This window comes from Janthinobacterium sp. JF4, from assembly GCF_059617925.1.
In genome coordinates this window covers 239,279-261,827 of sequence record NZ_JCAQAV010000005.1, presented here as the reverse complement: position 1 = coordinate 261,827, position 22,549 = coordinate 239,279, and the positions used below count along the sequence as shown (strand labels likewise).

Here is a 22,549-nt window from a genome sequence, read left to right as displayed (position 1 = left end):
CACTTTACAAGGATAAGCAATGACTACTGCATCACCTGCAACACCACGCCCGCATGCCATCGAGCGCGTGCGGCATGACTTGACACTGCGCGTGCTTACCGTCGTGCGCACCGAGCAGCTGACGCCGCACATGCGCCGCATCACCCTGGCGGGCGACGACCTGGAAGGCTTTGTCTCGCCGGCGCACGATGACCACGTGAAACTGTTCTTCCCCGCTCCCGGCGAGGACAAGCCCGTGTTCCCCGTACTGGGCAATGGCCCGAATCCCATCCAGTACGCCGAAGGCGCGCGTCCCATCGCCCGCAATTACACGCCGCGCCGCTACGACCCTGCGCGCCGCGAGCTGGACATCGACTTCGTGCTGCATGGCGACGGTCCTGCGGCCAGCTGGGCGGCGCAAGCCGCGCCTGGCCAGACCGTGGGCGTGGGTGGTCCGCGCGGCTCGATGCTGGTGCCGCTCGACTTCGACTGGTATGTGCTGGTGGGCGACCAGACGGCCTTGCCGGCGATTGCCCGCCGCCTGGAGCAGTTGCCGGCCACGGCGCGGGCGATGGCCGTGATCGAGATCGTCGAAGACGGCGAACAGATCGCCTTGGAGTCCGCCGCGCAGCTGGACGTGCGCTGGGTGGCGCGCCATGGCCGCAAGGGGCCGCTGCTGCTCGACGCCTTGCGCCAGATCGCGCTGCCGTCAGAGGGCGACGGCTATGTCTGGGTGGCGTGCGAGCATGCGCAGGTGCAGGGCTTGCGCGGGCATTTTATTGACGCAGGTGTGCCGAAGCAGCATTTGCACGTGGCCAGTTACTGGAAGCATGGGGCGGCGGAGCACCACGAGCACCATGATGAGTGATGGCGGTGGTGGTGGTGTCGGGTTACGCGCGTTGCGCTAACTCGACCTACCCCGACCTACCCCGACCTACATTGCAATGTAGGTTGGATTAGCGGCGCGCCAGCGCCGCGTAATCCAACATTGCTGCATTACTTCAACAACCCCGCCAGCTCCACCGCCGTCTTGACCTGCATCTTGTCGAAGATATGCGCGCGGTGGACTTCCACGGTGCGCATGCTGATACCCAGCTTGTCGGCTACCACCTTGTTCATCTTGCCCGCCAAAATCAGCTCCAGCACTTCGCGTTCGCGCGTCGACAGGGTGGCCAGGCGCGCGTGCACGGCGGCCAGTTCGCCCGCCTGGCGCGAGTTGGCCAGGCCCTGCTGCACGCGGTCCATCAGGTCGTTGTCGTTGAACGGCTTTTCAAAGAAATCGAAGGCGCCCCGTTTCAGGCTGTCGACGGCCATCGGCACGTCGCCGTGGCCGGTGAGGAAGATCACGGGCAGGCGCGCCGTCAGGTCGCGCTTGACCAGCTGGTCGAACAGGGCGATGCCGTTCATGTCGGGCATGCGCACATCGAGCAGCACGCAGTCGCCGGCGGCGTCGAAGCTGCCGTCCAGGCTATCGAGGAATTGCTGGGCGCTGGCGTAGCTGCGCGCCTCGATGCTGCGCGAGGCGGCCAGCCAGGACAGGGAGTCGCGCACGACCTCTTCGTCGTCAATGATGTGTAGCATGGTGTCTCCGGCTCGTCGTTATGCGTTATTGGTTAATGCGAGTGTGGCGCGCGCGGCGCGGCCGGCACGCTGAATGTAAAGATCGTACCGCCTGCGGGGTTGGCGCCGAAGGTCAGCGCGCCGCCGTGAAATTCGATGGCGGTGCGGCAGATGTTCAGGCCCATGCCCATGCCTTCGGACTTGGTCGAGAAAAACGGCGAAAACAGCCGCTCGGCCACGTCCTGCGGGATGCCATGGCCATGGTCGATCACGTCCACCGTCACCATGCCTTGCTGCGCGTCGTGACTGGCCCGCAGGCGCATGATACGCCGTCCCGGCGCCGCGTCCTGCATGGACTCGATGGCGTTGCGCGTCAGGTTCAGCAGCACCTGCTCGATCATCACGGGATCGGCGCGCAGCAGCGGCAGGTCTGGCGGCAGCTCTTCCTGGATGGTGACATAGTATTTGCGCGCCTGCAGGTCGATCAGCGCGCGTATGCCGTCGATCAGGGTGCGGATGGCGATGTCCTGGCGTTGCGGTTCGCTCTTGCGCACGAAATCGTGCACGCTGCGGATGATCTGGCCGGCGCGCTGCGCCTGCGCGCTGGCCTGCTCCAGCGCCGGCTTCAGGGTGCCCGGATCGACGGGGGCGTCATGCTCGATGGCGCGGCGGATCAGGTTCAGCGCGCCCGTGGTGTAGCTGGAAATGGCCGCCAGCGGCTGGTTCAGCTCATGCGCCAGCATCGACGCCAGCTCGCCCATGGTGGCCAGGCGCGAACTCGTTTGCAGTTTTTCCTGCTGCTGGCGATTCAGTTCCTCGACGCGCTTGCGGTCCGAGATATCGAGCACGGAACCCATCCAGCCCGTTTGCCGGCCGTTCTTGTCCACCAGCGGCGCTTCGAAGATCAGCACCGCCACGCGGGTGCCGTCGGGGCGCTGGAAATAGGTTTCGAACTGCGGCGTGGGATTGCCGGCCAGCGCCTTGACGAAGCGCTGCTGGTATTCTTCCAGCGCCTCGGGCACCCAGTAGGGCATGGGTGGCAAACGCCCCAGGATTTCCTCGGGCGGATAGCCGACGATCTGGCAAAACGCGGGATTCACATAGGTGACGCGCCCCTCCAGGTCACGCGCGCGCATGCCCGTCACCAGCGAGTTTTCCATCGCCGTGCGAAACAGCATCTGCTGGCGCAGCGCGCCCTCGGCCACCAGGCGGCGCGAAATATGCCGCCACAGGGCCAGCAAGCTCCACAGCAATCCCAGCGACAGGGCGATGACGGAGCCGACCAGCAGATTGGGCAGCAGCTTGGGCTGGCTTTTCACGCTGTCGGTAAACAGGGTGATGGTGGCGCCGGGCACGTCGAGCGCGCGCTTGTGCGTGTACACGCCGTGGCCGGGGCCGGCGGCGGCGCGCCGCGCCAGCACCTTGTCGTCGCGGTCGATCAGCGAAATCTGGTTGTCCTGGGCGAACCACCACGGCACCATTTCATCGAGCAGGCTGCTGATCTGGTAGGTGGCCACCAGGCTGCCCACGTAGCGCTGGCCATCGAACAGGGGCTGGTGGTAATCCATCAGCATGGCGCCCGGCGGCGCGTCGGGAAAGCCCGTCTGCTGCGAAGGTTGGGCGTACTGGCCCCGGTGCAGGCGGCGCGCATTGTCGGCCGCCGTCAGCGAGGCCGGGGAAAACGACAGAGCGTGCGGCAGGCTGTTGTCGCTGGTGGCCAGGACCTTGCCGCTGGTGTCGAGCCACAGCACGCGCTGCAATTCGCGGCCGTTGCGCAGCATTTGCTGCAGCCGTTCGTGCACTTTTTCCGCGCCCAGCGAGGCGCTGGCGATGTCCGCGCCCAGGTTGAACAGGCTTTCCTCGTTGCGCGCCAGCTGGAAGCGGATGGTTTGCTCCACCCACAGGGTGTCGGCGATCAATTGCTCCTGGCGCTCGTTGCTTTCCATCTGGCGCGCCTGCCAGGGCAGCCAGAACAGGATGGACAGGAACAGCAGCAGCAGGATGACGGGCAGCAGCCAGCGCATCGGGCTCGATAGCTTGAAGCGGCGTGCAAGGGTGGGGGGAGTCGGCATGGCTGGCAGGGTAGCGGCTTATCGGCGGCCGGCTATTGTGGTTAACCACAATAGCCGAAGCAGTTTCTTTGGCACAGTATCCAAGTAGACAAATAATAAAGTTTTTTTCAAAAACCATCCAGGAGACAAAAATGCAGATGAAAACCATGTTCGTCGCGCTGTGCGCGGCCATTGGCGCCACCGCCGGCGTTCACGCTTACGCGCAAGCCCCCATCGTCATCAAGTTCAGCCACGTCGTGGCCACCGACACGCCGAAAGGCCAGGCCGCCGAACGCTTCAAGCAGCTGGCCGAGAAAGCCACGAATGGCAAGGTCAAGGTCGAACTGTACCCGAACAGCCAGCTGTACAAGGACAAGGAAGAACTCGAAGCGCTGCAGCTGGGCGCCGTGCAGATGCTGGCGCCCTCGCTGGCCAAGTTCGGCCCGCTGGGCGTGAAGGAATTCGAAGCCTTCGACCTGCCCTACATCTTTCCCACCAAGACGGCGCTGTACAACGTCACCGAAGGCGAAATCGGCAAGAGCCTGCTGAAAAAACTGGAACCCAAGGGTATCACGGGCCTGGCCTACTGGGACAATGGCTTCAAGGTGATGTCGGCCAACAAGCCGCTGCACAACCCGGCCGACTTCAAGGGCCTGAAAATGCGCATCCAGTCGTCCAAGGTACTCGACGCGCAGATGCGCGCGCTGGGCGCCAATCCGCAAGTGCTGGCCTTCTCGGAAGTGTATCAGGCGCTGCAGACGGGCGTGGTCGACGGCACGGAAAATCCGCCATCGAACATGTACACGCAAAAGATGCATGAAGTGCAAAAGCACGTGACCGTGTCGAACCACGGCTACCTGGGCTATGCCGTCATCGTCAACAAGAAATTCTGGGATGGCTTGCCGCCCGATATACGCGGCCAGCTGGAAAAAGCCATGCGCGAGGCGACCACGTTTGAAAAAGCCATCGCCCAGCGCGACAACGACCAGGCCCTCGACGCCATCAAGAAAGCGGGCAAGACGCAGATCTATACCCTGACGGTGCAGGAACAGGCCGAGTGGCGCCGCGCGCTGGCGCCCGTGCAAAAGACCATGGAAGCGCGCATCGGCAAGGATCTGATCTCGGCCATCAACAAGGAAAGCGCGAAGTAGCAGCGCTGGCCGCGCCACCCGGCGCGGCTGCCAGGGACAGCCCTGTCTTTCTGTCGCAACGGCACCGGCGCGTCCTGCGCGGGTGCCAGCGTACCCGCATTCTTTGAAAGTCCACCATGAAATTTCTGGATCACCTGGAAGAGTGGCTGATCGCGACCCTGATGGGCGCAGCCACCGTCATTATCTTCGTCGCGGTCGTGCACCGCTACCTGTCCGGCTTGCCGATACCGGTCGTGCAAGACTTCCTGATTCAAATCAATACCAGCTGGGCCCAGGAACTGTGCATCTACATGTTCGTCTGGATGGCCAAGTTCGGCGCCGCGTATGGCGTGCGCACGGGCATCCACGTGGGCGTCGACGTCTTGATCAACCGCATGAACCCGCGCTGGCGCGACCGCTTCATCATCTTCGGCCTGAGCGCCGGTGCCTTGTTTACGGGCATCGTCGGGACCCTGGGCGCCAGCTTCGTGTGGTCGATTGGCCACACGGACCAGACCTCGGCCGACATGGAAGTGCCGATGTGGCTGGTCTACCTGGCCGTGCCGCTCGGTTCCTACCTGATGTGCTTCCGCTTCCTGCAGGTGATGCTGCATTTCATCAAGACGGGCGCCTTGCCAAAACACGACCATTCGCATGTTGAGGGGCTGGAAGAGGAATTGACGGCTGAAGAAAAAGGAGCCAAGGCATGAACGCGCTGATCATTTTTGTATTGCTGCTGGGGCTGATGCTGACCGGCATGCCGATTTCCATTTCGCTGGGACTGACGGTGCTCACGTTCCTGTTTACCATGACCAGCGTGCCTATCGAATCGGTAGCCCTGAAGATTTTCACGGGCATCGAAAAGTTCGAGATCATGGCCATCCCGTTCTTCATTTTGGCGGGTAACTTCCTCACGCATGGCGGAGTGGCGCGGCGCATGATCAACTTCGCCAGCTCCATGGTCGGCCACTGGCATGGCGGCCTGGCGCTCGCTGGCGTGATGGCCTGCGCGCTGTTTGCCGCCGTTTCCGGCTCCAGCCCCGCCACGGTGGTGGCGATCGGTTCCATCATCCTGCCGGCCATGGTCAAGCAGGGCTATCCGCGCGGTTTCGGCGCTGGCGTCATCACCACTTCGGGCGCGCTGGGCATTTTGATACCGCCATCGATCGTGATGGTGATGTATTCCGTCAGCACGAACACCTCGGTGGGCAAGCTGTTCATGGCAGGCGTGATTCCCGGCATGATGCTGGCCATGCTGCTGGGCCTGACCACATGGTTTTTGGCGCGCAAGCACAATTATCCGCGCATGAAAAAGGCCAGCTGGGGCGAGCGCTTCTTGACGTTCAAGAAGAGCGCCTGGGGCTTGCTCTTGATCGTCATCGTCATGGGCGGCATCTATTCGGGCGCCTTCACGCCGACGGAAGCGGCCGCCATGGCTGCCGTGTACGCCTTCATCATCGCCGTCTTCGTCTACAAGGACTTGAAGATCAAGCAAGTGGGCAAGGTCTTGCTCGATTCGGCCGCCATGTCGGCGATGCTGTTGTACATCATCACCAATGCCGTGCTGTTCTCGTTCCTGATGACCAGTGAAAACATCCCGCAAGCGATGGCCGAATGGATCACGGGCAAGGGCCTGGGCGTGATCAGCTTCCTGCTGGTGGTCAACGTGCTGCTGTTGTTGGCAGGTAACGTCATGGAACCGTCGTCCATCGTGCTGATCATGGCGCCCATCCTGTTCCCCGTCGCCATGAAGCTGGGCATCGATCCTGTGCACTTCGGCATCTTGATCGTGGTCAATATGGAAGTCGGCATGTGCCATCCGCCCGTGGGCCTGAACCTGTACGTGGCGTCCGGCATCACCAAGATGGGCATCTCGGAGCTGACCGTGGCCGTGATGCCGTGGCTGCTGACGATGCTGGCTTTCCTGGGCTTGATTACCTACGTACCACAAATCTCGCTGTGGTTGCCAAATTTAATTTACAACTAAAACAGTTGTCCCCGTCATGGTGCAAAAAAAGTCGATCCGGCCGAATAAATGCGCTATGATGGGCAGCCTTAAGGGGAAACACGTATATGCTTATACGCCCAGGTAGCAAGGCTGAAAGACAGAATTGGCAATAAAGTTAGTGGGGGAGTGGTCTATAAAAACGGTATTGATACCGGGGATATATTGAGGAGACACACGTTTCACAGAAGTTGTTGAGTCATAGCTGTCTGCGGCCACAAGCCGGCACCGGCGGACCCAAATGACCGGGAACGTGAAGCAATATTTGAAGCGCACCGACTGGTGCGCTTTTTTTTCGTGCGCGGGAAACGTCCGCCGGCACGCTCAAAGTCGGTGCATAATTCCCGTGGCGCTGTTTGCGGCGCCGGCAGGTTGCATATATGCCACACTTGAATAATGATCAGCAGATGAAAAAACAACAGGGCAGTGAACTGTTCAGCGCCATCGTGGCCGCGCCGTTCGGCGCCATGGGCGTGCGCGCGCAGGACGGCCAGTTATGCGAACTGGTCTATCTGCCGCCGCACTTTGCGGAAAAAGACGCGCAGGATGCCGTCTCCGAGCAGGCCTGCCAGCAACTGGCGCGCTATTTCCGCGATCCCGATCATGTCTTCGACTTGCCGCTGGCTAACTCGGGCAGCGCCTACCAGCAACGGGTCTGGACGGCGATTTGTGGCATTGCGCGCGGCCAGGTGCGCACGTATGGCGACGTGGCGCGCCTGATCGGCTCGGCCCCGCGGGCCGTGGGCCAGGCCTGCGGCGCCAACTGGTTTCCCGTGGTCATACCCTGTCACCGGGTCACGGCCGCTGGCGGCCTGGGCGGCTTTGCCCACCACGACGATGCCAGCGGTTTCCACTTGGGGGTCAAGCGCTGGCTGCTGGCGCATGAAGGCGTGGCGGGCATGGGGTGGCCAACACGATGATGAACAGCCTGCTGGCGCCCGACAACGCTACCCTGATCGACGAGTTCTGCGACAGCCTGTGGCTGGAAGACGGCTTGTCGAAAAACTCGCTGGACGCCTACCGGCGCGACATGCGGCTGTTTTCGCGCTGGCTGGAAGTGGCGCGGCCCGGGCGCGAGGGCCTGTACGACGTGTCCACGGCCGACATCGAGGCATATTTTGCCGCCCGCCACGACGAGAGCAAGGCCACGTCGTCGAACCGGCGCCTGTCCGTGCTCAAGCGTTTTTACCAACTGGCCCTGCGGCACAAACATATTGCTGCCGACCCGTGCCTGAAGATGGTCTCGGCCAAGCAGCCGGTGCGCTTCGTACACACCTTGAGCGAAGCGCAGGTGGAAGCCTTGCTGGCGGCGCCCGACGTGAGCACGCCGCTGGGCTTGCGCGAGCGCACGATGCTGGAACTCATGTATGCGAGCGGCTTGCGCGTGTCGGAACTGGTGGACTTGCAATCCGTTGAACTGAGCTTGAACGATGGCGTGCTGCGCATCACGGGCAAGGGCAGCAAGACGCGCCTGGTGCCGTTCGGTGAGCAGGCGCGGCTGTGGATCGAGCGCTACCTGAAGGAGGCGCGCGGCGTGATTCTCGACGGCCAGATGGACGATGCGCTGTTCGTCACGCGGCGCGGCGGCGCCATGACGCGGCAAATGTTCTGGGTCATCATCAAGAAACACGCGCTGAGCGCCGGCATCACGGCGCCGCTGTCGCCGCACACCCTGCGCCATGCGTTCGCCACGCATTTGCTGAACCATGGCGCGGACTTGCGTGTTGTGCAATTGTTACTGGGGCACTCCGATATTTCCACCACGCAGATTTACACGCATGTGGCCCGGGAACGGCTGAAACTGCTGCATGCGCAGCATCATCCGCGAGGCTAAACATTTGGTGTTTGGTTCAATTACGTCATAATGTGCCTTATGTGCTTATCTGTAACATCTAAAAACTAAAGAGGTAGTAAATGGCCAAGACAAATTTCCAATACGAAAAACGGCAAAAAGAGCTGGAAAAGAAGAAGAAAGCCGAGGAAAAAGCCAGACGCAAGCTGGAAGCGAAGAACAATCCGAAGCCGGCCGATGGCAGCGAGGGCGATGAGCCGGAAGCGGACGACGCCGACGTCGACGCAGATCCGGCCGCCGAAGGCGACGCACCCGTCCAGCCCCAGTAATTCCCCGTTCCTGACGACCGGTGCGGCGTCGCCGCGCCGGTATCCCCTCGTTCTACCCGTTCTCTCTTCCCTTCCGCTACAAGCGCGGCCGCTGGCCAAGCGCCAGTTGCAGCTGCGTCCTGGCGATGGCCGCATCGGCGCGCGCCTGCACAAAGCCCTGGTACGCCTCATCGGCCGAACGCTGCGCCGCCAGCCATTCCAGCAGAGACGCATTGCCTTTGACGTAAGACAGGCGCATGCCATCGACCACCTTTTGCGCATCGGCCAGCACGCCGTCGCGGTAGCGCGCCAGCCTGTCCTGCGCCGCACGCAGCTGCCGCTGCGCCGTGCGCACTTGCGTTTCCGCCGTCAGTTCCGCCTGGCGCAGGGCCAGCATCGCTTGCGTGACGCCGGCCTCGGCCTGCACCACGTCGCCCTTGTCGCGCCGCGACAGGGGGATGGGGATGGCCAGCGACAGGCTCAATGCGCGCGAACGGGGCGACCCGTCGACGGGATTGCCGCTGGCGTCAAAGCCGTCCTGGTAGCCGCGCACGGCGGCCAGGCCCAGCGTCACGGTCGGATCGACGGCGCGGTTGGCGCGCACCAGCGCCGCGCCGTCGCGCAGATTGTCCAAGGTGGCGCGGGCGATGCGCACGTCGCTGCGGGCGCCGAGCGCTTGCGGCACCAGCACGCTGGCATCCTGGTTCTCGTCCGCGGCGAAGTCGCAGGCCAGCTGCGCATCGGGAAACAGCGCGTCGAACTGACGTCCCAGCGGCGGCGACAGGGCTAGCATGGCGCTGTCCGCCTCGCTGCGCGCCTGCGCCAGGTCGGCCTGGAACTGGTCGCGTTCCACGCGCGACTGCAGCAGCTCGATGCCGCCCACGTCGCCCGCCTTGCGCCGCACGGCATTCGCCTCCACCACTTGCGACAGGGCCGCCATGGTCTGCTCCTTGCGCGCGGCCACGTCGCGCGTGCGGCACGCTTCCGTGAACGCCGCCGCGGCCGTGCCATAGAGTGCGCTCCTGAAACCGGCCACCGTTTCCTCGGCCAGCGCGACATTGCTCTGTGCGGCCTTGACGCGCGCGGTGCGCTTGCCGCCCGTCTCGATGGCCATGCTGATGGCCGGGTTCCACGTGATGGGGCGGTGCCCGACGCTGCGCACCGTCTCGCGCGTGGCGCCCAGCGTGAATTCGGGATCGGGGCGCAGGCCGGCGATGCCGATGCCCGCCCTGGCCGACGTGATGCCTTCCTGCTGCGCCTGCAGTTCCAGGCTGTGGCTTTCCACGGCGGACAAATAGCTTTCAAAGCTCAAGGGCGCGGCGAAGGCGCAGGGGGCCAGCAGCCAGGCCGCCAGCAGCAGATTACAACGTGTCATGGTTTACTCCTTTGTCGGTCTGGCGCCTGTGTACGTGCGCCTCGATCAGGTAATACAGGGCCGGCAACAGCAGCAGGGTCAGCGCCGTCGCCGTCACCAGGCCGCCCACCACGACGGTGGCCAGCGGGCGCTGCACGTCGCTGCCCAGGCCCGTTGCCAGCATGGCCGGCGTCAAACCCAGGGCGGCTACGCTGGCCGTCATCAGCACGGGGCGCATGCGGTCGCGCGCGCCTTCCAGCACGGCCTCGCGCAAACTGCGGCCTTCGTCGGCGCGCAAGCGGTTGATCTGCGCCAGCATCAGGACGGCATTCAGGACCGCCACGCCGAACAGGGCGATGAAGCCGACGGCGCTCGACACGTTCAAGGTCATGCCGCGCAGGTGCAGCGCGGCCAGGCCGCCCAGCATGGCCAGCGGCACGGCCAGCAAGACCAGCGCGGGCTGTCGCAGGTTGCGGAACTGGCCAAACAGCAGCAGGAACATGGCGCCCAGGGTCATCGGCAGGATCAGGGCCAATCGGCTTTGCGCGCGCTGCAGGTTTTCGAACTGGCCGCCCCATTCGACGCTGATGCGCTGGTGCTCGCCTGCCACGGCTTGCGCCACCAGCGGGCGCGCCTCGGCCAGGAAGCCAGCCAGGTCGCGCCCGCGGGCATTCAGGCGCACGATGATGTGGCGCCGTCCCATTTCGCGCACGATGACGCTTTCGCCCGAGGTGGTGCTGATTGCCGCCACCTGCGCCAGCGGAATCCTGGCGCCGTTGGCGGCCGTCAGCTTCAGGTTGGCGACGGCGTCCGGGCTGGAACGCGCGGCCGGCGGGAAGCGCACGGCGATGTCGTAGCTTTTCTCGCCGACATACACCTGGCCGATGGGCGCGCCGCCGATGCCGGTGGCAATCAGGTCGGCCACGTCGGCCGCGTTGATGCCGTAGCGGGCCGCCTTCGCGCGGTCCAGTTCCACCTTCAGGTTGGGCAGCGGCGGCTCGACGTCCACGGCCACGTCGGAGGCGCCGGGGACACCTTTCAATACGTGCACCACCTTGCCGGCGATGGCGCGCACTTCATCGAGGTCGTCGCCGAAGATTTTCACCGTCAGGTCGCTGTGCGCGCCCGACAATTTATCCTGCACGCCATCGATCATCGGCTGCATGAAGGCCACCGTGACACCGGGCATGCGGGCGAAGCGCTCATTCATTTTCGCGATCAGCTGCTGCTTGCTCATGCCCGACTTCCAGCTCTTGTAAGGATGCAGGCCTACGCTCGCCTCGATGTGCGACGGCGTCCAGTAATCGGTGCCGTCGTCGTTGCGCCCCGTCTGCGTGACGATGGCCGATACTTCCGGGAACTCCAGCGCGGCGCGCCGCAGTTCACTGGCCATCCCGGACGCCTTGTCCAGGGTGATCCCGGGCGGCATCTGCACCTGCAGCCACAGCGAACCTTCATCGAGGTAGGGCAGGAAGTCGCGCCCGATGCCCCCGCCCAGGATGGCAAGCGCTGCGAGCGATCCTGCGCACACCAGCGCCACCCAGCGCTTCCTGCCCACCATGCGTTCGAGGAAGCGCCCATACGCGCGCGCCAGCTTGTCCAGCGCGCGGTTGTGAAAAGTGCGGCGCGGCTTGCGCAAGGACAGCCAGGCCAGGCCGGGGATCAGCACCAGCGCCACCACCAGCGCGCCCACGAGCGCCGCGCTCACCGCATACGCCATCGGCGAGAACAGCTTGTATTCGATGCGCTGGAAGGCGAACAGGGGCAGATAGGCGGCGATGATGACGGCCATGCCGAACAGGATGGGGCGCGCCACCTGCAGGGTCGCCTCGATGGCGTCTTGCAGCGTCAGGGGCCGCTCCTGTTCGCGCTCGCGGCGGCGCAGCATGTTTTCCAGCACCACCACGGAACCGTCGACGAGGATGCCGAAGTCGATCGCCCCCAGGGACAGCAGGTTGGCGGGAATTCTGAAATGGTGCATGAAGATGAAGGCGATCAGCAGGGCCAGTGGAATCGTCAGCGCGACGATGGCGGCCGCGCGCGGGCTGCCCAAAAACAGCAGCAGCACCAGGGCGACCAGCAGCATGCCTTCGCCCAAGGTATAGCTGACCGTGTGCAGGGTGGCGTCGATCAGCGAGCTGCGGTCCAGGTAGGGCACGACCTTGACGTCCTTCGGCAGCACATTGGCGTTCAAGTCGTCCACTGCCGCATGGATGCCGGCCAGCGCCTCGGACGGATTGAAATCCTTCAGCAGCAGGGTGATGCCTTCGATGGTGTCGGGGTTGTCATCCTTGCCGAGGATGCCGCGCCGCTCCACGTTGCCGTAAGCGAGCTTGCCCAGGTCCTTCACCAGCACGGGCACGCCATCCTTGCTGCTGACGACGACGTTGCCCATGTCGTCCAGCGAATGCAGCAAGCCCACGCCGCGCACCACGTATGATTGCTGGCCGCGGTCGATGACGCTGCCGCCGCCGCTGATGTTGTTGGCGTTGATGGCGTCCTTGACCTGCGCCAGCGAGAAGCCGTAGCTGTCGAGTTTTGCGGGGTCGAGTTCCAGCATGAATTGCGTGGTGAGGCCGCCGAAATTGCTGACGTCGGCCACGCCGCGCACTTGCTGCAGGCGCGGGATCACGGTCCAGAACTGCAGCTCGGACAGTTCGCGCAGGGAGCGTGTTGGCGATTCCAGCGTATAGCGGTAGATCTCGCCCGTCGGCGAGGTGTAGGGATCGAGCCCCGGCTTGGCGTCGTACGGCAGGTTCACGCTGGCCAGGCGCTCCTGCAGCCGCTCGCGCGTGAAGTAGCCGTCGCTGCCATCCTCGAACACGACCGTGATCAGCGACAGCGCGAACAGGCTGCGCGTGCGCAGCACGTGCATGCCCGGCGTGCCGAGCAGGGCGCGTTCGAGCGGAATGGTGATCTGCTGCTCGATTTCCTCGGCGCCCAGGCCCGGCACCTGCGTGACGATCTGCGAGGTGACGTCGGCGATGTCGGGGTAGGCTTCGATGGGCAGCTGCTTCCAGCAATACACGCCGTAGGCGGCGACGAACAGCAGTACCAGCCAGACGATGCCGCGCCGCTGGCAGCAGGTGGCGATGAAACGGTCAATCATTGAGCAGCACTCCTTCCTTGACGACGATGCGTTCGCCCGCGCGCAAGCCCGAGACGATTTCCACCTGGTCTCCATGGCTGGCGCCCACCTCCACCGTGCGCGGCGTGAACACCAGCGCGCCGCGTTCCACCATCACGCGCGTCGAGAGTCCGCTTTGCAGCACGGCGGACGTGGGCACGAGGAGGGCGCGGCGGGGCGCGCCAGCGAATCCCGCGTGGGCGAACATGCCGGGCTTGAAGGCGCCGGCGCGGTTGTCGATGGCCACGCGCACCTTCACCGTGCGCGTCTCGGGATCGAGCACGGCGCCCACATACGCGACCTTGCCCTCAAAAGCCTTGCCGGGCCAGGCGTCGACGGCGATGCGCGCCGTCTGTCCCACTGCCACCTGCGCCAGGTCCCTTTCGGCCACGTTGGCCGACAGCCACACGGTGGACAGGTCGGCCACCGTCATGACGGGCGCGTTGATATCGTTCCAGTAGCCGCCCTGAGCGCCTTCCATGGCGATCACGGTGCCGGCGATCGGCGAACGCAACACATAGTCGCGGCGCGAACCGCGCGCGCCGGCGCCGTACTGCGCCAGCTTGTCGGCGCTGGCCCGGGCGTCGCTGCCGGCCTGCGCAAAGGCTGCCTGCGCCGCTTCGTACTCCTTGCGCGCGGCGATTTCCGCCTCGAACAGGGTTTTCTGGCGCTCCAGTTCCTGGCGCGCCTGCAGCAGGGCGGACTTCGCCTTGCTGTCGTCCGCGTAGGCGGCGCTCAGTTCCGCGGAATCGAGCGTGAACAGCGGATCGCCCGCCTTGACGCTGTCGCCCAGGGCGCGCTGCAATCGCGTGATGCGCCCGGCCAGGGGCGGCGTGATCTTCACCAGTTTTTCCGGCATGGCTTCGATGCTGCCCGGCGCCTCCGTCTGCGTGGCGATGTCCTGTTCCTGCACGGCGGCGATCTGCAGGCGCTGGCGCAGCGGCGACATCTTGTCGACGGCGATGCTGCCATCGGCCAGGTGGCGCGATTGAGCTGCGGGCGTTGTCGCTGGCGTCGGTTTGGCGCAGCCGGCCAGCGCCGAGCAGGCGAGAGCGAGGGCGCAGCTGGCGCCCAGGGCGTTGCGGGTGGTCGTGTTCATCCCGTGTTTCCTTGTTATTGATGGTGATGGGGCATGCGTGGATGCCGTGCCCAGACGGGCGGTCAGAGGGGGCGCTGGCAGAGATATGACAGCGCCGGGAAAGCATAGCAATGTGGTCCTGAAGAAGCGCCCAAGAATGCCTGAATCATTCTTCAGGTTCGGCGTGCGCGCGGTGGAGCGCGGTAAAATACCGGCATGAAGAACACGGAAAAACGTGTGCAAACGGGAAAGGCAGGCATGAGAATTCTTCTGGTGGAAGACGACCACAAGGCGGCGCGCCTGCTGGCCCGTGGCTTGCAGGAAGAAGGTTTTGTCGTCGACGTGGCGCATAGCGCCGAGGAAGGCGAGGACGAAAGCTACGCCGTCGATTACGACGCGATCGTGCTGGACTGGATGTTGCCGGGCAAGCAGGGCATCGACTTTTGCCGCGACTTGCGCGCGCGTGGCATCCAGACGCCCGTGCTGATGCTCACGGCGCGCGACGCCACTGCCGACCGGGTGGCGGGCCTGAACACGGGCGCCGACGATTACCTGACCAAACCGTTCGAATTCGAGGAACTGCTGGCGCGCATCCGCGCTCTGCTGCGCCGCTCCGACATCAGCCGTCCGCTGGTGCTGGCGCTGGCCGATTTGACGCTCGATCCCGTCAGCCACCAGGCGACGCGCGCCGGCGCGCCGCTGGTGCTGACACCCAAGGAATATGCGATCCTGCTGATTCTGCTGCGCCAGGCGGGCGAGGTGGTCAGCCGCGCGCGCCTGGCCGAGCAGATCTGGCAGGCAGATTTGATCGGCATCGACAACCTGATCGACGTCCACGTGCGCAACCTGCGGGGAAAAGTGGATGCGCCGGGCTTGCCGCCATTGATCCACACGGTGCGCGGACGCGGTTTCCGCCTGGCGGAAAACAACGGTGGCTAGCTTTCGCAAGCGACTGCTGCTGGTGCACCTGGCCGTCATCCTCGCCATCGTCGCCTGCACGGCGCTGGCCGGCTACTGGGGCCTGTCGCGCGCCGTGCATGGCCAGCTCGATGCGGCCCTGCTGGCGCTGGCCGAAACGGAAATGGCGATGTTGCCGGCCGCGCCGCGCCAGCCCGTGCAGGTACACGAGGTGGCGTCGGGCCTGGCGCCGCCGTCGTTGACGCGCCTGGACCGCCTGGTGCAGATCATCGATGGCGAAGGCCGCGTGCTGGCGCGCAGCCGCAACCTGGAGGCGGCGCAGCTGCCGGCGCCTGCTTCCCTGCTGGCGCGCCTGGCGGCCGGCGACACCGTATTCGAGACCCTGCCCAAGTTTGGCGAGGAGCCGCTGCGCATGGTGTCCATCCCCGTACCCGCATCCGGCGCGCGCCTGGCGGTGCAGGTGGCCGGTTCGCTCGATGACGCCAATCGCGTGCTGGCCGCGGCCACGGTGCTGTTTGGCGCCATGGCGCTGGCCTTGCTGGCGGCCGTGGGGCTGGCTGGCGAAATGCTCACGCGCCGCGTGCTGGGCGCCATCGACGACGTGGTGGACCAGGCCCATTCGATCGGCGAAGCCAGCCTGCACCAGCGCCTGCCCCATCCCGGCACGCAGGACGAAATCGGCCGCCTGGTCGATACCCTGAACGCCATGCTGGACCGCCTGGAACACGGCTACGATGCGCAGCGCCGCTTCACGGCCGACGCCTCGCACGAATTGCGCTCGCCCCTGTCGCGCCTGCGCACGGAAATCGAAATCACCCTGCGCCGCCCGCGCGAGTCGCACGAGTATGTCGATGCGCTGGCGTCCTGCCTCGATGAAGTGCGGCGCCTGACGACCCTGGTGGAAGAACTCTTGATGCTCACGCGCCTGGACGTGGGCCAGGAGCGCAATGCCGTGGAAACGGTCGCGCTCAATCCGCTCGTGCGGGCTGCCGCGCAGCGCCTGGAAAAGGCGGCAGCGCAGCGCGGCATCCGTATCGTCTTCGATGAAGGTGTGGCCGTGCACGCGCGGGTGGCGGCCGGCCCGGTGGACCTGGTGCTGGCCAATCTGCTCGATAACGCCGTGAAGTTTTCGCCGCCCGGCAGCAGCATCACCATGTATGTGGCGCGCGAGGGCGAGCATGCGCTGGTGGGTGTGAGCGATGCGGGACCGGGCATCGGCGTGGAAGACTTGCCGCATCTGTTCGAGCGTTTTTACCGGGGCGCCCAGGCGCGCGCGGGCGAGGCGCCCGGCTTCGGCCTGGGCCTGGCTCTGTCGCAAGCCATCGTGCATGCATACGGCGGCAGTATCGAGGCGCGCAACCGCCCGCAAGGCGGCGCGCTGTTCCTGCTGCGCCTGCCCGTCTCAAGCTGAGGGCGCAACGCCTTCCCAGCGCACTTGCCGCACTTGCGGCCAGGCGCCCGCGCGGTTGACGAAACGCACCAGCACGGCGCGCTGCATGGCCTGGCACAGTACCGTGGCGATCAGCTGCACCACCTGCCTGGCCGCGTCCCAGCTGCGCAGCATCTGCGACGGCGCCAGGCCCGCGCCTTGCAGTTCGGCCAGCAGCAGGCGCGCCACGTGGTCCGCTTGCGCCGCAGGGCAGGTGACGGTCAGGCGGTAGGTGGCAAATGTGGGCCGGGCAGGAGCGCGCCGGGCAAACCAATGGAAGAATTTTCTCATCATCACACTCCCCGTTCTGCGACAAATTCCGCGTTATTCACCAGCGCCCAGCGCACGGCCGAAACGCTGCCCTCCAGGCTGACCTGGCTGACGATCTGCTCCAGCAATCCCAGGCTGGACAATGGCGTGAGCAGGTCTGCGCGCACTTCGATGCGCCCGGCGTGTGCGGCATCCTCGCTGTGCAAGGATTGCAGCATCAGGGCCGGCATGCCGCTGATCAAGCGCAGCATCAGCTTGCGCACCTGGACTTCCTGCTCCGCCTCGCACACGGCCGTGACGCGGTAGATGCTTTCCGTCTCGATGCCCGCGTCGCTGCCGTGGGCGTTGATGCGCTGCGCCAGGTGGCGCAGCAGCAGGTTGGCGATGAGCACGAAGCCCGTGCCGATGGCCGCTTCCAGCGCAAAACCCAGGCCGCACAGGATGCCGATGGCGGCCGAGCACCACAGGGTGGCGGCCGTGTTCAGGCCGCGCACCGTCATGCCTTCGCGCATGATGACGCCGGCGCCCAGAAAGCCGATGCCCGACACCACCTGCGCGGCGATGCGCATGTGGCCGGCGCTATCGCCTTCGAGCACGGAAACCATCACGAACAGCGAGGCGCCGACGGATACCAGCGCGTTCGTGCGCAGGCCCGCCATGCGCTGGCGCAGCTGGCGTTCGGCGCCGATCATGGCGCCCAGGGTCAATGCCGCGGCAACGCGCAGCGCAAAGTCAAATACCACCATCATTTCTCCCGGCTGGGGAGGAACAGGCGAGTGCAAGGGCGAAGACAATCCGCCCGCAAGGGGGGCAGCAGACGACAACGGAGGAACGATGAGGGGGAAGTGGCGGCGAATGGACATCGCCGCTGGTAAAGCCACGCCTTGCCAAAGGCAGGGCGGGCGGAATGCGCGCGTCTTGCCTAAGGCCGATCGCCGATGGTCAATCGACTGCTGTCACTGGAACAAGCACCCACGAGTCACTCCATATCATTGATAACGGGGACAGTCTAGCCAGTGGGGCTGCTTTGGTCAACTGAAGCTCTCTTCAGGCAGCCGCCGCGTCGTCCCCGCCAATGCGGGGACGGTGAAGGCGACCAGTCAAAAGCTTAGTGCGTGGCGCTGGCGGCGTCGGCATCCGCGTGGGCATGGGCGCCGCCGCCAAAGAAGCGCGCGGCGCGCTTGCCCAGGCTATCGAGGTAGGTGTAGGCGACGGGCACCACCACCAGTGTCAGCAAGGTCGAGGTGATGACGCCGCCGATCACGGCGCGGCCCATCGGCGCCTGCGATTCGCCGCCGTCACCCATGCCGATGGCCATCGGCAGCATGCCGAAGACCATCGCCAGGGTCGTCATCAGGATGGGACGCAGCCGCACTTGCCCCGCTTCCATCAGCGCCTCGAATTGCCCCAGGCCTTCGCGCTGGCGCTGGTTGGTGAAGTCGACCAGCAAGATCGCATTCTTGGTGACCAGGCCCATCAGCATGATGAAGCCGATCACGGAAAAGATGTTCAGGGTGCTGCCCGTAATGAGGAGTGCCAGTAGCACGCCGATCAGCGACAGCGGCAAGGACACCATGATGGCGATCGGCTGCAAAAAGCTGCCGAACTGCGACGCGAGCACCAGGTAGATGAAGATCACGGCGATCCCCAGCGCCATCATCGCGCCGCCCATGGTTTCGGCCATCTGCTGCGCATTGCCGGCCACGTCGAAGCGCACGCCGGGCGGCAAGTCGATGGACTTGATGGCTTTCTGCACGTCGGCGTCGACGTCGCCGGCAGGGCGGCCTTGCACGCCCGCATAGATGGCCACGCGGCGCTGCAATGCCTGGCGTTTCAGTACCTGCGGGCTCGATGACGGCACGAATTCGACCACCTGGCGCAGCGGAATCATGATCGGCTTGCCATTCGCATCGAGCTTGCTGGACGCCAGCGACAGGTCGGCCAGGTTGGCCACCTTTTGCCGGCCCGACTTGGGCAGCTGCACGTTGACGTCGTAGTTTTGCCCGTCGCTGGCCAGCCAGTGGCTGACCGTGTCGCCCGCGACAAAAGGCCGCAGGGCATTGCCGATCTGCTGCACCGACAAGCCCAGGTCGCTGGCCAGCTCGTTGTTGATCTTCACGGTGGTCGACGGATTGGCGCCTTCCTGGCTGTATTCCATGTCGGCCAGGCCTTTGATGGCGCGCATCTTGTCCATCAGGCGGTGCGCCACTTCATCGAGCTTGCCTTCATCCGTGCCCAGGATGGCGATGAAGATGGGGCGGTTGCCGACCGACAGGGTGATGCCGGCGATCGGCGCCAGGCGTTCGCGGATCAGCTTTTCCAGCTCCTGCTGCGAGCGCCGCTTGTGCGTCTTGATGTCCGTCAGCTTCAGGTTCACCTCGGCCGCGTTGCGTCCTTCCTCGGTGCCGATATTGGCGACGAGGCTGTCGATCTCGGGGAATTCCTTCAATGCCGTTTCGATCTGGCGCACCTTGGAATCGGTGTATGCCAGGCTGGAGCCGACAGGCGTCTTGAAGCGCAGGTTGACCCAGCCCTGGTCCGTCTCGGGGAACATCTCACCGCCGATCATCGGCACGAGCATCAGGCTGCCCGCGAACAGCGCCACGGCGGTCGCCAGGGTGGTCTTGCGCCAGCGCAGGGCCACTTTCAATACCTTGCCGTACCAGACGTGCAGGCAGTCGATGCCGGTTTCGATCCATGCCATGAAGCGGCCCAGCCACGGCGCGTACTTGAAGCGGTCCTTGACGGGGTCGCGCCAGACGGACGACAGCATGGGGTCGAGCGTGAAGCTGACGAACAGTGACACCAGCACGGCGACGGCGACGGTGATGCCGAACTGCAGGAAGAAGCGGCCGATGATGCCGTCCATGAAAGCGACAGGGACGAACACGGCGACGATGGCGAACGTGGTGGCCATCACGGCCAGGCCGATTTCATTGGTGCCGTCGTTGGCCGCCTTGTAGTGATTCTTGCCCATGCCCAGGTGGCGCACGATGTTTTCGCGCACGACGATGGCGTCGTCGATCAACAGGCCGATGCACAAGGACAGCGCCATCAGGGTCAGGAAGTTCAGGGTAAAGCCGAAGGCTTTCATGGCGATGAAGCTGGCCAGCACGGAGATCGGCAAGGTCAATCCCGTGATGATGGTCGAGCGCCACGAGTGCAGGAACAGGAAGACGATCACCATGGTCAGCACGGCGCCTTCGATGATGGTGCGCTTGACGTTATTGAGCTGGCTTTGCACGCGTTCCGATTCGTCGTCCAGCACGCGCAGGGTGATATCGGGCGGCAGCGTCTTTTGCAGGTCCGCCGCCACTTTCAGGATGCCGGTGCCCACTTCCACCACGTTGGCGTCCTGCACCTTGGTGATTTCCATCGTCACGGCTTGCTGGCCGTTCATGCGCGAGATCGACAGTTCTTCCTGCTCGCCGTCGACCACGGTGGCTACCTGGTCCAGGTAGACGGGGCCGATGGCGCGGCGCGCGACGATGATCTTGCCGAATTCGCGCGCATCCTTGATCTTGCCTTCCACGCGCACCAGCTGTTCGGCCGCGCCATGGCTGATCGAGCCGGCCGGCAGATTGGTATTCGTGGCCTGGATGGCGCGAATCACTTCATCGACGCCGATGCCCTGGGCATTGAGTTCGATCGGCTTCATGCTGATGAGGATCTGGCGCGCGCGCAGGCCGCGCAGCTTGACTTGTCCCACGCCGGCCACGCCCTGGAAGCGCTTGCTGATGATCTGCTCCGTCATGGTCGACAGCGAACGCAGGTCATGCCCGGACGAGGTCAGCACGATGGTGGCGATGGGGCGTTCGTTGTCGCCTTCGGCGCGCGCGATGAACGGGTCCTTGGCTTCTTTCGGGAAGCGCGGGCGCACCAGGGCCACCTTGTCGCGCAGGTCCTGCATGGCCTTGTCCATGTTCGTCGACAGCTCGAATTCCAGGTAGACGCCGGCGCGCCCTTCCCACGAGTTGGCGCGGATGGTCTTGATGCCGCTGACGGTGTTGACGGCGTCCTCGATGGGGCGCGTGATGTCGTTTTCCACGGCTTCGGGCGAGGCGCCCGGGTAGTTCACTTCAATGGCGGCGAACGGGAACTGCACGCTGGGCATGCTTTCCACGCCCAGGCCCCGGTAGGAGAAGATGCCCAGCACCACCAGCGCCACCATGACCATGGTGGCGAAGACGGGATTTTGAATACTGACTTTGGTCATCCACATGGCTTAATCCTTCCGTGCCAGCACGGCTGCCGGCGCGGCGGGCGCACTGGCCGGTGCGGCGAAGGTCACGCCGTGGCCAGGTTTCACGCCATCGAGTTTGGCGATGATGACTTTCGCGCCCGGCACCAGGCCCGATTTGACTTCCGCATAGCCTTCATCCTCGTTGCGCAGTCCCAAGGTGACGGCTTGCGCGACGACCTTGTTGTTCACCAGCGCATACACGACGGTACCCTGCTTTTCATTGCGCAAGGCCGTCAACGGAACCAGCGGCGCCACCGGAGAGCGTTCGGTGACGATGCTGCCCTTGGCGAACATGCCGCCGCGCAGCGCGCCATCGCCATTGTCGACGGCGATGTAGACCAGCATGGCGCGCGAGCCGCTCTCGGTGGTGGGATTGATGCGCGTGACCTTGCCGGCGAAGTCGCGCGCGCCGAAGCCGTCGACCTTGAAGTGCACGTCCTGGCCCAGCTTGATGCGGGGAATGTCCGCGCTGGGCACGGGCGCTTCCAGGGTCAACTGGGCCAGGTTGACGATGGTGTAGACGGGCATGTCGGGCGAGACTTTTTCACCGGCCTGCAGGTGGCGCTTGCTGACGATGCCGGCCATCGGCGCGCGGATCACCGTGTCGGCCAGCGCGATGCGGGCGATATCGACCATGGCGGCGGCGGACTTGACGCTGGCGCGCGCCAGGTCGACCGAGTTTTGCGTCGTGTCGTAAGCCGTCTGCGAAATGTATTTCTGTTTGAGCAGCGCCTGGCTATTGGTTTCATTCTTGCTGGCCATCGACAGGCGCGCCTGCGCTTCGTCGAGCATGGCTTGCTGCTGCGTCAGGCGCGCGCGCTGGTCGGCCGCGTCCAGGCGCACGAGGATTTGCCCATTTGCCACTTGCTGGCCTTCCTGCAAGGTCGTTTCCTGGATCACGCCGGAGACCTTGGCCTTGATGGTGGCCTGGGTCACGGGCGCCAGCGAGCCGGACAGGGGCAGGCTGATTGCCAGCGCGCGCGCATCGATGGCGGCCACGTCGCCCTGCGCCAGTTCATGCACGGGCGTCTTGGCCTGCTCCTTTTTCTTGCTCGCTTGCAGCTCGGCAGCCTTGGCGGCTTGCTGCTTCGATTGCATCACCGTCCAGCCGCCGCCGGCCAGGCCCAGCACGACCAGGATCAGCACGGGGGTGCGCCAGCGCCGGCGGCGCGTGGCGGCAAGGGGGGAGGCGGGGGGCAGGGTCTCGTTTTTCATAGGTTTTTTCGTCAGGAGCGGCGCAGGGGTTCGGCGCCAGGTCTCGGTGCGGCCCCGGCCTGTCGCTGGCCGGGGGGAATTCGGGTAGCG

General features: G+C 65.0%; 18 protein-coding genes. 9 read left to right on the top strand and 9 right to left on the bottom strand.

From position 1 onward, the window contains the following. Positions 1 to 19: 19 nt before the first annotated feature. Positions 20 to 847: a siderophore-interacting protein gene (locus AC54AF_RS07920; RefSeq protein ID WP_496636109.1), complete on the top strand. Its 828-nt coding sequence runs from the start codon at positions 20 to 22 to the stop codon at positions 845 to 847. 128 nt (positions 848 to 975) lie between these two features. On the opposite strand, the gene AC54AF_RS07915 is transcribed toward AC54AF_RS07920, so the two are convergent. Further along, positions 976 to 1,560 carry a response regulator gene (locus tag AC54AF_RS07915; RefSeq protein ID WP_131685441.1) on the bottom strand — a complete coding sequence of 195 codons (585 nt, stop codon included), beginning with the start codon at positions 1,558 to 1,560 and terminating at the stop codon, positions 976 to 978. Positions 1,561 to 1,592: 32 nt separating this feature from the next. Then, positions 1,593 to 3,611 carry a sensor histidine kinase gene (locus tag AC54AF_RS07910; RefSeq protein WP_496636108.1) on the bottom strand — a complete coding sequence of 673 codons (2,019 nt, stop codon included), beginning with the start codon at positions 3,609 to 3,611 and terminating at the stop codon, positions 1,593 to 1,595. A 137-nt stretch (positions 3,612 to 3,748) separates the two neighbouring features. Here AC54AF_RS07910 and AC54AF_RS07905 point away from each other — a divergent pair, with 137 nt between their 5' ends. The 6 genes from AC54AF_RS07905 to AC54AF_RS07880 all read left to right on the top strand — a co-directional run bounded on the left by AC54AF_RS07905 (position 3,749) and on the right by AC54AF_RS07880 (position 8,846). Then, positions 3,749 to 4,741 (top strand): TRAP transporter substrate-binding protein, encoded by a 993-nt coding sequence (locus AC54AF_RS07905; RefSeq protein ID WP_436509096.1) that lies wholly within the window; start codon positions 3,749 to 3,751, stop codon positions 4,739 to 4,741. A 116-nt stretch (positions 4,742 to 4,857) separates the two neighbouring features. Then, positions 4,858 to 5,430 (top strand): TRAP transporter small permease, encoded by a 573-nt coding sequence (locus tag AC54AF_RS07900; RefSeq protein ID WP_496636107.1) that lies wholly within the window; start codon positions 4,858 to 4,860, stop codon positions 5,428 to 5,430. After that, positions 5,427 to 6,707, top strand: a complete 1,281-nt coding sequence (locus AC54AF_RS07895; RefSeq protein WP_496636106.1) for a TRAP transporter large permease — start codon at positions 5,427 to 5,429, stop codon at positions 6,705 to 6,707. The genes AC54AF_RS07900 and AC54AF_RS07895 overlap by 4 nt, the downstream gene beginning before the upstream one ends. A 425-nt stretch (positions 6,708 to 7,132) precedes the next feature. Continuing rightward, positions 7,133 to 7,645 (top strand): methylated-DNA--[protein]-cysteine S-methyltransferase, encoded by a 513-nt coding sequence (locus AC54AF_RS07890; RefSeq protein WP_496636105.1) that lies wholly within the window; start codon positions 7,133 to 7,135, stop codon positions 7,643 to 7,645. Then, complete coding sequence (gene xerD / locus AC54AF_RS07885; protein WP_496636104.1) at positions 7,642 to 8,559, top strand: site-specific tyrosine recombinase XerD; 918 nt, start codon at positions 7,642 to 7,644, stop codon at positions 8,557 to 8,559. Before AC54AF_RS07890 ends, xerD begins: the two co-directional genes overlap by 4 nt. 80 nt (positions 8,560 to 8,639) lie before the next feature. Beyond that, a complete protein-coding gene (locus AC54AF_RS07880; RefSeq protein WP_496636103.1) occupies positions 8,640 to 8,846 on the top strand; it encodes a hypothetical protein in 207 nt (68 codons plus the stop codon). Positions 8,847 to 8,922: 76 nt separating this feature from the next. Here AC54AF_RS07880 and AC54AF_RS07875 read toward each other — a convergent pair whose 3' ends face one another. The 3 genes from AC54AF_RS07875 to AC54AF_RS07865 are packed head-to-tail and all read right to left on the bottom strand — an operon-like array spanning position 8,923 to position 14,405. Then, on the bottom strand, positions 8,923 to 10,200 hold the full coding sequence (locus tag AC54AF_RS07875) for a TolC family protein (RefSeq protein WP_496636102.1): 1,278 nt from the start codon (positions 10,198 to 10,200) through the stop codon (positions 8,923 to 8,925). Continuing rightward, positions 10,187 to 13,288, bottom strand: coding sequence for an efflux RND transporter permease subunit (locus AC54AF_RS07870; protein WP_496636101.1), 3,102 nt, complete (start codon positions 13,286 to 13,288; stop codon positions 10,187 to 10,189). Before AC54AF_RS07870 ends, AC54AF_RS07875 begins: the two co-directional genes overlap by 14 nt. Then, positions 13,281 to 14,405, bottom strand: a complete 1,125-nt coding sequence (locus tag AC54AF_RS07865; protein WP_496636100.1) for an efflux RND transporter periplasmic adaptor subunit — start codon at positions 14,403 to 14,405, stop codon at positions 13,281 to 13,283. The genes AC54AF_RS07870 and AC54AF_RS07865 overlap by 8 nt, the downstream gene beginning before the upstream one ends. Positions 14,406 to 14,642: 237 nt before the next feature. Here AC54AF_RS07865 and AC54AF_RS07860 point away from each other — a divergent pair, with 237 nt between their 5' ends. Both AC54AF_RS07860 and AC54AF_RS07855 read left to right on the top strand, forming a co-directional pair. Further along, a complete protein-coding gene (locus AC54AF_RS07860; protein WP_496636099.1) occupies positions 14,643 to 15,323 on the top strand; it encodes a response regulator transcription factor in 681 nt (226 codons plus the stop codon). Further along, positions 15,316 to 16,713: a sensor histidine kinase gene (locus tag AC54AF_RS07855; RefSeq protein WP_496636098.1), complete on the top strand. Its 1,398-nt coding sequence runs from the start codon at positions 15,316 to 15,318 to the stop codon at positions 16,711 to 16,713. The genes AC54AF_RS07860 and AC54AF_RS07855 overlap by 8 nt, the downstream gene beginning before the upstream one ends. Here AC54AF_RS07855 and AC54AF_RS07850 read toward each other — a convergent pair. The 4 genes from AC54AF_RS07850 to AC54AF_RS07835 all read right to left on the bottom strand — a co-directional run bounded on the left by AC54AF_RS07850 (position 16,705) and on the right by AC54AF_RS07835 (position 22,459). Continuing rightward, positions 16,705 to 17,025, bottom strand: a complete 321-nt coding sequence (locus AC54AF_RS07850) for a hypothetical protein (protein ID WP_496636097.1) — start codon at positions 17,023 to 17,025, stop codon at positions 16,705 to 16,707. The genes AC54AF_RS07855 and AC54AF_RS07850 overlap by 9 nt on opposite strands. Continuing rightward, the gene (locus AC54AF_RS07845; protein ID WP_496636122.1) at positions 17,025 to 17,744 is read right to left on the bottom strand and encodes an MgtC/SapB family protein; all 720 of its coding nucleotides are present in this window, start codon (positions 17,742 to 17,744) and stop codon (positions 17,025 to 17,027) included. The genes AC54AF_RS07850 and AC54AF_RS07845 overlap by 1 nt, the downstream gene beginning before the upstream one ends. Positions 17,745 to 18,109: 365 nt before the next feature. After that, entirely contained in the window at positions 18,110 to 21,223 is a 3,114-nt protein-coding gene (locus AC54AF_RS07840; protein WP_496636096.1) for an efflux RND transporter permease subunit, read from the bottom strand. A gap of 3 nt (positions 21,224 to 21,226) precedes the next feature. Next, positions 21,227 to 22,459 (bottom strand): efflux RND transporter periplasmic adaptor subunit, encoded by a 1,233-nt coding sequence (locus AC54AF_RS07835; protein ID WP_496636095.1) that lies wholly within the window; start codon positions 22,457 to 22,459, stop codon positions 21,227 to 21,229. Positions 22,460 to 22,549 lie beyond the last annotated feature (90 nt).

Excerpts from the sequence above, each read along its gene's own strand:
- AC54AF_RS07920 (WP_496636109.1), top strand. The coding sequence starts at position 20 with ATGACTACTGCATCACCTGCAACACCACGCCCGCATGCCATCGAGCGC.
- AC54AF_RS07915 (WP_131685441.1), bottom strand. The coding sequence starts at position 1,560 with ATGCTACACATCATTGACGACGAAGAGGTCGTGCGCGACTCCCTGTCC.
- AC54AF_RS07910 (WP_496636108.1), bottom strand. The coding sequence starts at position 3,611 with ATGCCGACTCCCCCCACCCTTGCACGCCGCTTCAAGCTATCGAGCCCG.
- AC54AF_RS07905 (WP_436509096.1), top strand. The coding sequence starts at position 3,749 with ATGAAAACCATGTTCGTCGCGCTGTGCGCGGCCATTGGCGCCACCGCC.
- AC54AF_RS07900 (WP_496636107.1), top strand. The coding sequence starts at position 4,858 with ATGAAATTTCTGGATCACCTGGAAGAGTGGCTGATCGCGACCCTGATG.
- AC54AF_RS07895 (WP_496636106.1), top strand. The coding sequence starts at position 5,427 with ATGAACGCGCTGATCATTTTTGTATTGCTGCTGGGGCTGATGCTGACC.
- AC54AF_RS07890 (WP_496636105.1), top strand. The coding sequence starts at position 7,133 with ATGAAAAAACAACAGGGCAGTGAACTGTTCAGCGCCATCGTGGCCGCG.
- xerD (WP_496636104.1), top strand. The coding sequence starts at position 7,642 with ATGATGAACAGCCTGCTGGCGCCCGACAACGCTACCCTGATCGACGAG.
- AC54AF_RS07880 (WP_496636103.1), top strand. The coding sequence starts at position 8,640 with ATGGCCAAGACAAATTTCCAATACGAAAAACGGCAAAAAGAGCTGGAA.
- AC54AF_RS07875 (WP_496636102.1), bottom strand. The coding sequence starts at position 10,200 with ATGACACGTTGTAATCTGCTGCTGGCGGCCTGGCTGCTGGCCCCCTGC.
- AC54AF_RS07870 (WP_496636101.1), bottom strand. The coding sequence starts at position 13,288 with ATGATTGACCGTTTCATCGCCACCTGCTGCCAGCGGCGCGGCATCGTC.
- AC54AF_RS07865 (WP_496636100.1), bottom strand. The coding sequence starts at position 14,405 with ATGAACACGACCACCCGCAACGCCCTGGGCGCCAGCTGCGCCCTCGCT.
- AC54AF_RS07860 (WP_496636099.1), top strand. The coding sequence starts at position 14,643 with ATGAGAATTCTTCTGGTGGAAGACGACCACAAGGCGGCGCGCCTGCTG.
- AC54AF_RS07850 (WP_496636097.1), bottom strand. The coding sequence starts at position 17,025 with ATGATGAGAAAATTCTTCCATTGGTTTGCCCGGCGCGCTCCTGCCCGG.
- AC54AF_RS07840 (WP_496636096.1), bottom strand. The coding sequence starts at position 21,223 with ATGTGGATGACCAAAGTCAGTATTCAAAATCCCGTCTTCGCCACCATG.
- AC54AF_RS07835 (WP_496636095.1), bottom strand. The coding sequence starts at position 22,459 with ATGAAAAACGAGACCCTGCCCCCCGCCTCCCCCCTTGCCGCCACGCGC.